The following is a 12,816-nucleotide window of genomic DNA, read 5'->3' on the forward strand; positions in this document are numbered from 1 at the left end:
AGAGGATAAAATGGAAGAAAAAGATATTATTTACTTATCAAAAGAACGTTTAGACGAATATGTTGCTGAATTAGATTATTTACGTAATGTAGTTCGTCCACAAGTTATTGACGAAATTAAAGAAGCACGTGGACAAGGTGACCTTTCAGAAAATGCTGAATATGATGCAGCCCGTGATAAACAAGCCCAAATTGAATCAAGAATTAACGAAATTCAACACATTATAGAAAATCACGTTTTAATTGACACAAAAAACAAAAAAACCATTGTTTCAATTGGTTCTACAGTAACAATCGAAAACAAAAAAAATGGTGAAAGAAAAGTTTTAACCATTGTAGGTTCTCTTGATGCTGATCCTTTTGCAAAGAAAATTTCAAACCAAAGCCCACTAGCAAAAGCAGTTTTAGGTAAAAAAGTTAACGAAGAAACTGAAGTTGACGCGCCCGAAAAATACATCGTAAAAATCATTAATATCGAATAAAAAAACAAATCACTTCGGTGATTTTTTTGTCAAAATTTTGACAAAAAGTGGTAGTCAAAAATTATTCATTTTTTTATTTCAAAGTCCCAATTTTTACTCTAAAATAGAAACATAAAAAACGGGAGGACACATTATGATTATTGGTATCAGTGGAATGATTTCAAGTGGAAAATCATCACTATCGGACAAACTACAAAAACACTATGAAAACGCCAAATTACTACACGAATTTGACGAGAATGATGAAGTATTCAACACATTTTTAAAATGACTATACGAGAAAAAACCAGATTTAACGATTGGTTTTCAATCTTACATAGTTGAAAGTCACTCAACAAAATTCAATCAAATGATGAAGGATTATTTAGCAAGTAATCCTAATATGCAAAAAGATCACATTTTCTTAGACCGTTTTAGTCTAGAACATTACATTTTTGCAAAAATCATTTTGCAACAAAAAGGTGAAAGATATCTAAAAGCATATGATGCTTTATTCGAACACTTAATTACTGAAGATGAACTACCTGATATAGCAATTTATTTAGACATCAACTTTGATACATTCCAAAAAAGAATTTTTCAAAGAGGTCGAGCAAGTGAAGTTGATAACTGAGAAGCAAACTATGACTATTTCAAACACTTGCATGCTAATTACTACTCAACATTTTTGGAATTATGTAAAAAATACAATCTAAAACATGTTGTTATTGATACAAATAATATGACTGAAGAACAAGTCATGCAAAAAGCAATCGAAATTATTGACAATTACGCCAAGGATTTTAAAAAATAATGATTGATAAACGCATTGAAAAAGTTCTTTTTACTCAAAGTCAACTTGAAACGCGAATTACTGAATTGAGTGATTGAGTAAATAGTCAGTATCAAGATTCCAAAGACTTGATTATTGTGTCAATTTTAAAGGGTGCAATACCTTTTGTTGCTCAGTTAATCAAAACTATTAGTGTTGATTTTATTCTCGATTTTATGACAATTTCTTCATATCATGGTTCAACTAAGAGTTCAGGTAGTGTAAAAGTAGTTTTAGACTTGGCTTTTGATATTGAAAACAAAGACGTTTTGATTGTTGAAGATATTGTTGACACAGGACGTACAATTTCAAAAGTAGTTGCTATGCTAAAACAACGTAATCCTAAGAGTTTAAAAGTTTTAAGCTTACTTGATAAACCAATTGGTCGTGAAAGTGAATTTAAAGTCGATAAAAGTGGTTTTGAAATAGGCAATGAATTTGTTGTTGGATTTGGTTTTGACTATCAAGAAAAAATGCGTAACCTTCCATATATTGGAACTCTCAAAAAAGAATTAATAAAATAAAAAGCTCACTTGTTTAATGCAAGGAGCTTTTTGATTATTTTAAGTATTTGTTTAAGTAGATAACTCCACTAATTAGGGCAATAATTGCTCCTATTATTAACGGAATATTGAATAATAAAATATTTAAGCCTGTTGGTGCAAATATTGCAAATGATAATACAATCAATGCTAAAGAAATAACAATAGTTTTAACTTTGCCTCAAACTGAAGCAGATACTTCTTTATTTTTACTAATAGCTCAAATTCTTGCGCCGTCTACAAAAATGTCACGAACAATAATAACAAGTACTAAAGGAATATATGTAAGCCCTGCTGATGCTAAAAATAGAAGCATACACACTGTTATTGCTTTATCGGCTATAGGATCAAAAATCTTTCCGAACGTTGATACAACTTTTCATTTTCTTGCTAAAAAACCATCTAGAAAATCTGTGATCATACAGAAAATAAAGATAGCAACGTTGGTGAAGTAAATTGGTATTCATTTCGTTGAATGCATGGCGTTAGCGTATCTAAGAACAATCATTAAAACTATGAAAGGAACTATTAAAAACAAACGACAAAGGGTTAAAAAATTAGGAATTTTTGTTTTTATATTATTGTTTTCCATCATTTGCCTCTTCAAGTTCTAAATCTTCATCGTCATAAAATTTTTCTCTAATACTTTGTTTAGCATTTTGACGATATGTTTTCAGCACATCATCATCAATCAGTTCAGTCTGCAATTGTTTAAAATAGTTCATTTCTTCCTGACATTTTTTGTGTCAAGTATTCAATGAAGTGTTATTTAGAGTAACCAAAGCTTTTACAAAATATTGATATTTTTCACTTTCTTTAAAATCTTTAAAGTCTTCTCTTTCATATAAAACTTGTAAAAGTTTAGCAGCTCCATTTTTTAGTTCAGACATTTTTCTTTGTCCAACACTAACTTGGAATTTGTCTAATTCTTCAAGTGAGTAATCAATAATTTCATTGATAGTTACAACATATTCACGATAAACTTCTTTGTTTACTTCGATTCTTTTGATACGTTTTCTTACTTCCCGTTTTTTATCAACAAAGTGCTTAATAATTTTGAAAATAATGTAACCTACCAAAATAACTAGAATACCACCCAAAATTGCATAAGTCACTCATGACATTGCGCTAGTTGGTCGTTGCTGAGTGTTTGTTGCTTCAGCAAAATTGATTAGTAATTGATTGTTCTGCATGTTAGTTCCTTTTATTAATGAATTAATAACTTCTAAAATTATAACATAAGCAATCTTAGTCTTTTTTAGCCCAAGCTAGCTTGATTCCCACATTTTTCTCATCCCTTGACTCAACAAAATCGATATAGTAAAATTAAAGTGAGTAGATAAAATAAAAGCACCCGAAGGTGCCTGCTCTTAAACCCGGTTTTGTATCAATGTAAATTGATGTCGATTATTTATCTAAGAATATTGATATTCTTCTCGGTTTTGGTTCAATTCCCTTAACCAAGCTCCCTTACCATAATTTAGGTTTCTAGCTTGCGGAGTTTAACCTTTGCACTCTTACCCTAACGGGCAGACTTAGTTTCTGTGTCACTAGTCGTCAGCATCAAATGCTGCCTGAATTTATTAGATTCAGCACAAACACTACTTTCATCGCAGAAAGTGCTAGCCGGGATTTTCCTCTACATTTTTTACAAATGCAGCAATCGACGAGCCATTAAGAATTATAAATTAATTTTTGAAAAAAAGAATATCTACTCGATTTAAAAACTCGCAGCAAAATTTACTTAAATAAGTAGATGAAAAAGTTTAAAAAGATTAAAAACGTTCTAATTTTCATTGCCCTAGGCAGTGTTTTGGTTGCTTCCTTATTGAGTATTAATCATTTGAAAAACCAGTCAACTCTAAAATCTAAGAAAAGGAACAATGACAAGCATTACAACGAATTTTTTCAAATCACTGTCAGTGGCGCAATAGAATTACCTGGAACATACTACTTCGAAAAAGATGCAACTTTGAGAACCGTTTTGAAAAAAGTCGGAATAATGAAGCAAGCTGATTGATCAAAAATTGATCTAAGTATGCATCTAAAAGACAAAATGAATGTTGAAATCCCTTTTAAGCCGGACTTTAAATTGCCTGTGAGTTTTTTTAATACAATCGAGAAGTTTAAAATCCTTAACATTGTACCTAAACAAGCTAAGAGTCTTTTCAATTATTTCGAAGAAAACACTTATTATCAATGAGAAGATATTGCCAAACTTGATCAAATTGGTGAAATTACTATTGCCAAATTGCGCGAGCATTTAATTTTGTAAAGCATGGTTGAGTAAGTCTCTTGACTGTGATTTTAGGTTATTATTTTTTTCAAAATTACAACTTTTATTTACTTCCAATTATTATTCTTTTAATAGCATCAAAAATAGCAAGTTTAGGTTTTTGAAAATCCATTTTGATATTATCTTGTTTGTTATTGTTAGCACTATTAATTTCTAATCTCGCGTGACAAAATGCCCAGCACTTTAGTGTTATTGTCAGGCCAAAAATAATATTCAGAAGAGGTCTTGTTTTCCAGTTTTTAAACAAAACTTTTTTAGTTCAAAACGTAAATTATATTAAGCCTCAAAACTATTATTTTATACAAGGTTGTATTGAAAAAAATTTGAATGAAAACACTCAATCTTTTCTAGACCAACTAAAAATTGATTTTGTACTTAAAACCAGTACTTTTTCAGTCTTTAATAATAATAAAATTTACAATTTTTTAATTCACAACATTGAAAGAAACGATGTTGTTTCCCAAACGTTTCTTAAGCTTTTATTACTTGGTATTAAAGATAAAAATGACATTGTGGTTCAGCACATTTATAAGTTGAATATTAGTCATATTTTTGTGGTTAGCGGATTTCATTTTGGACTAGTAGGATTTGGTTTAATGACAATGTTTAAAAAGTTAAAAATCAATAACCACATTTGTTACTTTTCAACATTTGTAATTTTGTTTTTATTGTTGTGTTTACTGAATTTTTCAATCAGTGGTTTAAGGTGCTTTGTTTACTTTGTAATTCTTTATCTTTTGGATTGCAAAAAACCAAACAAATCAAATAAAGTTTTAGCTTTTTATTTAACGCTCTTTATTAATTTTGTTTACATGCCTACTCTTTTTTACAACATTGGTGCAATAGCTAGTTATAGCTTAACTTTTATGTGTTTGAATGTCGCAACAAAAGACACACGATTGAAGTTTATTAAAATTAATCTACTTGCTTATATTCTCAGTCTCGTTTTATTTTCATCAATAATGAAACGAATAAATGTTTTGGCTTTATTTTATCAATTGCTCTTTAGCGCAATAATTCCATTCATTTATCTGAATTCACTTCTTTTCTTTTGGTCACCATATACTAATTATTTGATCTTTAATTCTTTGAATTGAATTTTGAATTTCTTAACATCATTACCTTCCACTATTCCTATCCTTAGTTTTGGTACAACATCGTTTCTATATTTCTACTTATTTTGCCTACCTTGATTTTATTTTCAAAAGCAACAAAAAGTAAAATCAAAATGAGAATTCACAACTCTTAAATACACTTAATCAATATTGGTGAAAATCTGTGCATTTTTTCGACTGGATAACCTTTCTTTCTATAAGAAAAAGTCAACTTTTTACAATATCACTTTTCAGCAAAAAAGTTAATGGGTATAATTAGAATTATGAATTTTGTTTATGGTGACGAAAAATTTTTCGTCGAATTTTATATTAAAAAGTTTATAAAGGCAAACAAGGATGTTTTTGACCGTCGTAAGTTTGATGAATCTTCTGATTTGGAAGATATTTTTGATGCACTTTCTTCAGTTGATATTTTCGATGAAAAAAGATTGGTAATTATTGAAAATTTAGTGCTATTTAAAGACTTAAAAAATCAAAAAAAAGACATCGACAAATTTATTGAGGTTCTTGATAATTTATCGCCAACAGTTGAAGTTTTGATTTCTTTATATAGTGAACAAGAAGCTAAAATTAGTCAATCAAAAATATTCAAATATCTAACAAAAAAAGCAAATGTCAAAAAAGTTAATAAACTAAAAGCATATGAAATGAATGCTTTTATCAAGAAATATGTCGAAGATAACAAGGGTTCTATTACTCCTGATGCAATAAACGATATCGTTGCTCGTTATGGTTCGAATTTATTCTTAATTTGCCAAGATTTAGATAAATACTTAGTTAACAAAGAACAACCAATAACTCTTAAAACAATGGAAAATGATGAAATAATGTTTTCTGAAAATCCTGAATTTGCATTTGGTGATGCCTTTCTAAAATGTGTAAGCAATGAAAAACTATACGAAAAATTTGAAGAGCAAATGCTTATGGGGACTCCTTTTGCATTACTTAACACTTGAGTAGTAAATATCTTAGAACAAGCAATAAAAATCCACGTTTTAAGGCAAAATAAGCTGTCAGATTCAGAAATTATAATGATTCTGAAATTACATGCCTTTCGTTTCAAATTAATCAATAACTTTTTAAATTTTCATAAAATCGAACAAATTCAAAGCTGAATGTCACAAGTAAGCCAACTTGATTTAGATTTAAAAGAAGGTTTTTTATCTGAAGAAGTTTGTTTAAGCAAGTTTATAACTGTTTTAATGGAGTAAAAATGAATAATGATTTTTTGAATAAAAAATACCCAAAATTAAATTTCTATGAGCTAAAAGTTGACAAATTTTTAGACACAAATAATTCTGGTTTTGGAGATTATCAAGGAGTAGAAAGAAAAATTGAATATTTTGAAAAAATGAATTTTAATGTCATTTTGTTCAACAATATCCTTGACTACTACCAGGAATTAGACAACATCAATGAAATCCATAATCGCTATGGATCTCTTTATGACTTGCGAAGAATGGTGAAATTATTAGCAGAGAAAAATATTGCTTCAGCTGTCACAATAGACATTAAAAAAATTCAACAAACTTACACGAACTTTAAACGTGCTAATCAATTTTATGACAACAACAAAACACTTGAAGAACAAAAAGAATTATCAAGTTTAGAACGTTATGTATCTTTCGAACATGTTCGTGAAAACAAAATTGATCTAAACTCGAACATCTTAAGCTATTATGAAACAATCCTGAAATTTTATGGACGTTTAGGATTTAAGTATATTTTTATTGAAAATGCTGAAGTTTTACAAGTACAAAAAAGCGACACTTTTTCTTCTGAATTGATTCAAAAATTGAAAGAAATTTACATCATGACAAAACGTTATGATGGTGAGATTAAATTAGTCTTATCAGCCAACAATGTATCTCATAAATTCATAAAAAAACTTCTTTCAGCTGATGCTACTATTTGCGATTATGTGTTTCTAAATTACTTTGCTTTAATTGGAAGAGACAAAAATTATAAAAACTACCTGATGCGAACTTTCCGGCCAGCAAAATTATTTAAAGAAATCAAAAAATACTCAAAATTGCATCAATTTATTATTTCACTTGCATCAGATAAAACAGGAAGAATTAATTCACGTTGGGGTGATGAAAATGCTTACAAATTTGAGTCTGCTAAGTCACTGGCCTTGTTGTTGTTCTCTAGTGCTAACTCAACATCAACTTATTATGGTGATGAACTTGGAATGTTAAAAGCAAAGATTTCTGATAATTCACAGTACAAAATTGCTAATTTTAATGAAATTAAACGTAATCTTGAATCAAAAAATATTAGTAACGAAAAGTTTTTAAAATCAATATCCTATCAACACCCAATTAGTACTAATGGGGTAATGAGCTGATCTAATCAACTTAATGCTGGATTTTCACAACAAAGAGAAATTAGTTTTACAAAACCAGAAAACTTTAAGGAAATTAACTTTACTTCAGAAGCAAACAATAAAAATTCACCGCTTAATTTCTATCGCTTCTTACTAAGTCTTGTTAATGATGATGATTGAGGTGATTTAATGAAGTATGGTTCAACTCATTTTAGAATCTCACTAAATCGCAAAATTTTAAAAGTTATCCGTAAACACCAAAATCAAAAAATGATATTTGTTGTTAATTTAAGCAAAAAACCTCGTCACTACAAGGTAGGTAAAAAATGACAAATTTTTGCTTCTAGCTACTCAGATAAAACCTACACCACAATACCAGAGCAACTAGATGCTTTCGAAAGTTTAATCCTAGTTAAAAAAGACGATGACATTGAGAAATTTAATGCTGAAAAATAAGCTAAAAACTTATGTTAATTATTAATTAAAATGTGATAAAATTGAAAAGCAATATATGAAGACAATAACTGCGAAAGCTTAATTTGTTATCGAGTATAGAAGTTTTGATGTATTGTATCCAAATCTTAAAAGGAGACAAAATGAGCGACTTAAGAAATGCTAAAGTTTTGGTAGTTGACGAAATTACTAATGCTTTAAAAAATTCTCATGCTCTAGTTGTTGCACGTTACCAAGGATTAAACGTTGAACAATTACAAACATTGAGAAAAGAAGCTAAAGCTCTAGGTGTAACTTTAAAAGTTTACAAAAACCGTTTAGTAAAACAAGCTACTCCTGCTTTAGGTCACGAAGCTCTTAACGACTACTTAACAGGTGCTAACATTTATGCATTTTCAAATAACGATGATATGTCAGCAGCTAAAGTTATCGCTAAGTTTGCTAAAGAATTCCCTCAACTAGAAGTTGTGGCTGGAATTTATGAAAACCGGGTAATTGATGCCCAAGAAGTTCAAGTAGTTGCTTCTCTACCAAGCTACGAAGAAGCACTTATGTTACTTGGAAACTCACTACTTGCACCATTGAGAAATCTTTCAATTGGTCTAGATATGTTAGTAAAAGAAAACAAATTACAAGGATAGGATAGGTAAAAACTATGGCAAAATTAACAAAAGAAGAATTTATCTCTGCATTAAAAGAAATGAACATTAAAGAAGTTATGGAACTAGTTGAAGGACTAAAAGAAGAATTCGGAATTGACCCTTCAGCAGTTGCAGTAGCAGCAGCCGCTCCAGCAGATGGTGCAGCAGAAAAAACAGAATTCAATGTTACTCTAAAATCAGCTGGAGACCAAAAAGTTAACGTTATTAAAGCTGTTAAAGAAGCAACGGGATTAGGACTAATGGAAGCTAAAAAATTAGTTGAATCAGCTCCTGCAGTTGTTAAAGAAAACGTTAAAAAAGATGAAGCTGAAGAAATCAAAGCTAAACTTGTTGCTGCTGGTGCAGAAGTTTCAATCGATTAATAATTTTCTATAAACATTAAATGGCTCTATGCCATTTTTGTTGTTTTATTAAGGCACTTTTATTTTTCGCCTAAAAACACCAAAACCACTCAAAACTGAATAAATTTTGTATACAAAAAACATTTTTTAAACAAAAAATTTGGCTTAAGCCAAGCATTATTTCTGAGGAGTTAAATATGGAACAAAACCACCAAAAATTTATTGAAAGAAAATTCGGGCCGATTACCACTCGGCGTGATTATTCAAAATCTCCTAAAGTTTTTAAAACCCCAGACTTTTTAAAAATGCAACGTGATTCTTTTGAACAATTCATTGACCAAGGAATTGAAGAAGAACTAAACTCAGTTTACCCTATCGAAGTTCCTAACAAAGTAAGAATTGAATATAAGAAAAACTCACGTGTTTTTGAAAAACCAAGTAAATCAGAATTCGAATCAATAAAAACCGCTAAGCAAAAAGGTTCTTCATACGTTGGAAAATTAAAAGCAACTCTTCGTCAAACTAACACAACAACTGGTGAGACTGAAGACTATGAAGTTGTTTTTGGAGAAATTCCAATTATGACTGATGGTGGAACATTCATTATCAACGGAAGTGAAAAAGTTATTGTTAGCCAATTAATTCGTTCAACCGGAGCATATTTCGGAGTAGGAGTTCGGAACAAACAAGCTAACGACCTGTTCAACAAACTTGAAATCTTCCCACACGTTGGTTCATGATTAGAAATTAGCCACAAAGTTACTGGAGTTAGTGTTGACTCAGTAAAAATTAAGATTGACAAAAACAAAGGAATTTACTTAACTACATTTTTAAAAGCATTAGGATTAACTGAAGCATCAATTACTAATTTGTTTGGTACAAATGATGTTTTAGCTGAAACTTTAAGAAAAGACAAGGTAAAAGAAGATGACCGTGAAGAAGCTATAAGGCTTTCACAGGAACAAATTTACCGTATCATCCGTCGTGGGGATAGAATGACTGATGATAGTGTTAGAAATCTATTACCAAATGTACTATTCAACGAAAAACGTTATGATCTAGCAATCACTGGACGTTTTACTATTAACCGTAAACTAAGTGTTATCGATCGTATCGTAAACTCATATTTAGCTCAAGATTTAATCAAAACTGATGAAGACGGAGTAGTAAGTGTAGTTTATAAAAAAGGAACATTCATTACTCCTGATCTAGCAACCAAAATTAATGATGATTTTAAAAATGGAAACATTGATTTGACAAGATTACCAGATATTAGTGAAACAATCTATGCAAATCAATTAAGTACCCCAACAAAATCATTAGCAAACAAACTAAATGTTTCAATGGTTCGTATTTGACCTACTGAAAAAGCAATGGAATTAAATAGTGAACCTGTTTTAGTTATCGGAAATGATCAAAGTTCAGAAGATAAACACTTAATCATTCCTGACATTATTGCTGCTGTTTCATACTACTTTAATTTATTAGAAGGAGTAGGAACTAGTGATGATAATGACTCGCTTGTAAATAAGAGAATTGTTACAATTGGAGAATTATTACAAAACCAATTCAGAATTGGATTACTAAGACTTGAAAAAGTTTCACGTGAAAAGATTTCTGGAAAAGACATTGAAAAAATTACTGCTAAAAATGTAACAAACAACAAGCCTATTTACAACCAAATGAAGACATTCTTCAACTCATCAAAACTTTCACAATTCATGGATCAAGTTAACCCACTAGGAGAAATTTCGAATAAACGTCGGGTAACCAGTTTGGGACCTAGAGGACTTAACCGTGATACAGCACAATTCGATGTTCGTGACGTTCACTCAACTCACTATGGACGTATTTGTCCGATTGAAACACCTGAAGGACCAAACATCGGACTTATCTTAAATATGGCTTCATATGCCAACATTGATAAACATGGATTCATTCAAACTCCATACTTTAAAGTAAATAACGGAGTTGTTGATTTTAACGATGTTCGTTACTTATCAGCAATTGAAGAAGTAAATTACTCATTTGCCCAATCATCAATTAACATCGATGAAAATGGAAAAATTTTAGATCCTAAAGTTGTTGTTCGTAAAAACAATGACTATATTGAAGTTGATGCTAAAGATGTTAACTACCTAGGAGTTAGTTCACGTCAAATGACATCAATCGCTGCTTCAGCTATTCCATTCTTGGAAAATGACGATGCTAACCGGGCACTGATGGGATCAAACATGCAACGTCAAGCAGTTCCATTGATTAAACCTGAAGCGCCATTAGTTGCAACTGGAGTTGAAGCAGATATTGCCAAATACTCAGCTGCTAACATTCGTTCAAACCACGATGGAGTTGTAACTTTCGTTGATGCTTCAAGAATTGACATCAAACCAAACGGACAAAAACAAGCAATCAAATACTGATTACGCACTTTTGAGCGTTCAAACCAAGGAACAGTTATTCACCAAAGACCAATCGTTAAAGTTGGACAAGAAATTGCTAAAGGTGATTTGCTAACTGATGGACCAAGTATGGAAAACGGAGAATTAGCTCTAGGTAAAAACGTACTTGTTGGATTCAGTACCTGATTTGGATACAACTATGAAGATGCTGTTATTCTTAACGAAAGATTAGTTAAAGATGACGTTTATACATCAATTCATATTGAAGAACAAACCATTCAATTCCGTCGTTCAAAAGCTGGAGACGACATTCTAACCAGTGAAATCCCTAACGTTTCTAACCGTTCAAAACGTTTCTTGACTGAAGAAGGAATTGTTAGAGTTGGATCAGAAGTTAGTGCTGGAGACATTCTTGTAGGACGTGTTTCACCAAAAGCTGAAGAAAACCCAAGTCCTGAAGAAAAACTAATGGCTGCTATCTTTGGGCAAAAAACATCAACTCACAAAGATACATCACTAAAAGTTAAACACGGACACGCAGGAACAGTTGTTGCTGTTGATGTTCTAAGTCGCGAAAATGGTGATTCGCTAGAAGATGGAATCGAAAAAATCGTTAAGGTCTCAATTGCACAAAAACGTAAAATCAAAGTCGGGGACAAAATGGCCGGACGGCACGGAAATAAAGGGGTTGTTTCAATCGTTTTACCAGAAGAAGATATGCCATATCTAGAAGACGGAACACCACTTGATATTCTTCTTAACCCACAAGGGGTTCCTTCACGGATGAACATTGGACAAGTTCTTGAATTGCACTTAGGACTGGCTGCAAGAAAATTGAATACTAAATTTGTTTCACCAATTTTTGATGGAATTAGTTACCAAGAAATCAAGAAAATCCAGCAAGAAGCAGGAATTGATCCAAGTGGAAAGATGACTGTCTACAGCGGACAAACCGGAGAACCATTTGATAACCCTATTTCAGTTGGAATCATGTACTACTTGAAGCTATACCACATGGTTGATGACAAGATGCATGCTCGTAGTGTTGGTCCTTACTCATTAATTACTCAACAACCTCTTGGAGGAAAGAGTCAAAATGGGGGACAACGTTTCGGAGAAATGGAAACTTGAGCTATCGAATCGTATGGAGCAACAAACGTATTGCAAGAATTATTGACATACAAATCAGATAACATTATTGGACGTAACCAACTTTACAATGCTCTTGCTACAGGTTCAAAACTACCACAACCAGGTACTCCAGAATCATTCAGCGTTCTAAGTTATGAACTAAGAGGATTAGGAATTAAATTAGAAGTTAGTGAGCAAGAAAAAAATAAACATGTTGGTGAACAATTACCACTAGAAGCGCAAGGAGAATACTAAT

Annotated in this window: 12 protein-coding genes and 1 other RNA gene; 10 read left to right on the forward strand and 3 right to left on the reverse strand. The window is 31.1% G+C overall.

Annotated elements, in window-relative coordinates:
* Positions 1-10 precede the first annotated feature (10 nt).
* The 3 genes from greA to hpt all read left to right on the forward strand — a co-directional run bounded on the left by greA (position 11) and on the right by hpt (position 1,816).
* Entirely contained in the window at positions 11-481 is a 471-nt protein-coding gene (greA, locus tag ACWXVT_RS01795; RefSeq protein WP_455967828.1) for a transcription elongation factor GreA, read from the forward strand.
* Positions 482-614: 133 nt separating this feature from the next.
* Positions 615-1,274, forward strand: coding sequence for a deoxynucleoside kinase (locus tag ACWXVT_RS01800; RefSeq protein WP_438341271.1), 660 nt, complete (start codon positions 615-617; stop codon positions 1,272-1,274).
* Positions 1,274-1,816, forward strand: a complete 543-nt coding sequence (hpt, locus tag ACWXVT_RS01805; protein WP_438341270.1) for a hypoxanthine phosphoribosyltransferase — start codon at positions 1,274-1,276, stop codon at positions 1,814-1,816. Before ACWXVT_RS01800 ends, hpt begins: the two co-directional genes overlap by 1 nt.
* Positions 1,817-1,850: 34 nt before the next feature.
* Here hpt and pgsA read toward each other — a convergent pair whose 3' ends face one another.
* The 3 genes from pgsA to rnpB form a co-directional block, all read right to left on the reverse strand.
* Positions 1,851-2,426 carry a CDP-diacylglycerol--glycerol-3-phosphate 3-phosphatidyltransferase gene (pgsA, locus tag ACWXVT_RS01810; protein WP_455967829.1) on the reverse strand — a complete coding sequence of 192 codons (576 nt, stop codon included), beginning with the start codon at positions 2,424-2,426 and terminating at the stop codon, positions 1,851-1,853.
* The gene (locus tag ACWXVT_RS01815) at positions 2,413-3,027 is read right to left on the reverse strand and encodes an MHJ_0274 family protein (RefSeq protein ID WP_438341268.1); all 615 of its coding nucleotides are present in this window, start codon (positions 3,025-3,027) and stop codon (positions 2,413-2,415) included. The genes pgsA and ACWXVT_RS01815 overlap by 14 nt, the downstream gene beginning before the upstream one ends.
* Positions 3,028-3,200: 173 nt before the next feature.
* Positions 3,201-3,509, reverse strand: an RNA gene (gene rnpB, locus ACWXVT_RS01820) — RNase P RNA component class B.
* A gap of 81 nt (positions 3,510-3,590) precedes the next feature.
* Here rnpB and ACWXVT_RS01825 point away from each other — a divergent pair.
* The 7 genes from ACWXVT_RS01825 (at position 3,591) to rpoB (ending at position 12,815) form a co-directional block, all read left to right on the forward strand.
* Positions 3,591-4,109 carry an MAG0490 family ComEA-like DNA-binding protein gene (locus tag ACWXVT_RS01825; protein WP_455967831.1) on the forward strand — a complete coding sequence of 173 codons (519 nt, stop codon included), beginning with the start codon at positions 3,591-3,593 and terminating at the stop codon, positions 4,107-4,109.
* Between the two features lie 344 nt (positions 4,110-4,453).
* Positions 4,454-5,389, forward strand: coding sequence for a ComEC/Rec2 family competence protein (locus ACWXVT_RS01830; RefSeq protein ID WP_455967833.1), 936 nt, complete (start codon positions 4,454-4,456; stop codon positions 5,387-5,389).
* 119 nt (positions 5,390-5,508) lie between these two features.
* Positions 5,509-6,456: a DNA polymerase III subunit delta gene (gene holA, locus ACWXVT_RS01835; RefSeq protein ID WP_438341265.1), complete on the forward strand. Its 948-nt coding sequence runs from the start codon at positions 5,509-5,511 to the stop codon at positions 6,454-6,456.
* Positions 6,457-6,458: 2 nt separating this feature from the next.
* The gene (locus ACWXVT_RS01840; protein WP_455967834.1) at positions 6,459-8,030 is read left to right on the forward strand and encodes an alpha-amylase family glycosyl hydrolase; all 1,572 of its coding nucleotides are present in this window, start codon (positions 6,459-6,461) and stop codon (positions 8,028-8,030) included.
* A 140-nt stretch (positions 8,031-8,170) separates the two neighbouring features.
* The gene (rplJ, locus tag ACWXVT_RS01845; RefSeq protein WP_455967835.1) at positions 8,171-8,668 is read left to right on the forward strand and encodes a 50S ribosomal protein L10; all 498 of its coding nucleotides are present in this window, start codon (positions 8,171-8,173) and stop codon (positions 8,666-8,668) included.
* Between the two features lie 14 nt (positions 8,669-8,682).
* Entirely contained in the window at positions 8,683-9,051 is a 369-nt protein-coding gene (gene rplL / locus ACWXVT_RS01850; protein ID WP_455967837.1) for a 50S ribosomal protein L7/L12, read from the forward strand.
* A gap of 176 nt (positions 9,052-9,227) precedes the next feature.
* The gene (gene rpoB / locus ACWXVT_RS01855) at positions 9,228-12,815 is read left to right on the forward strand and encodes a DNA-directed RNA polymerase subunit beta (RefSeq protein WP_455967838.1); all 3,588 of its coding nucleotides are present in this window, start codon (positions 9,228-9,230) and stop codon (positions 12,813-12,815) included.
* Position 12,816 lies beyond the last annotated feature (1 nt).

The organism is Mycoplasma sp. 1573 (assembly GCF_053851775.1).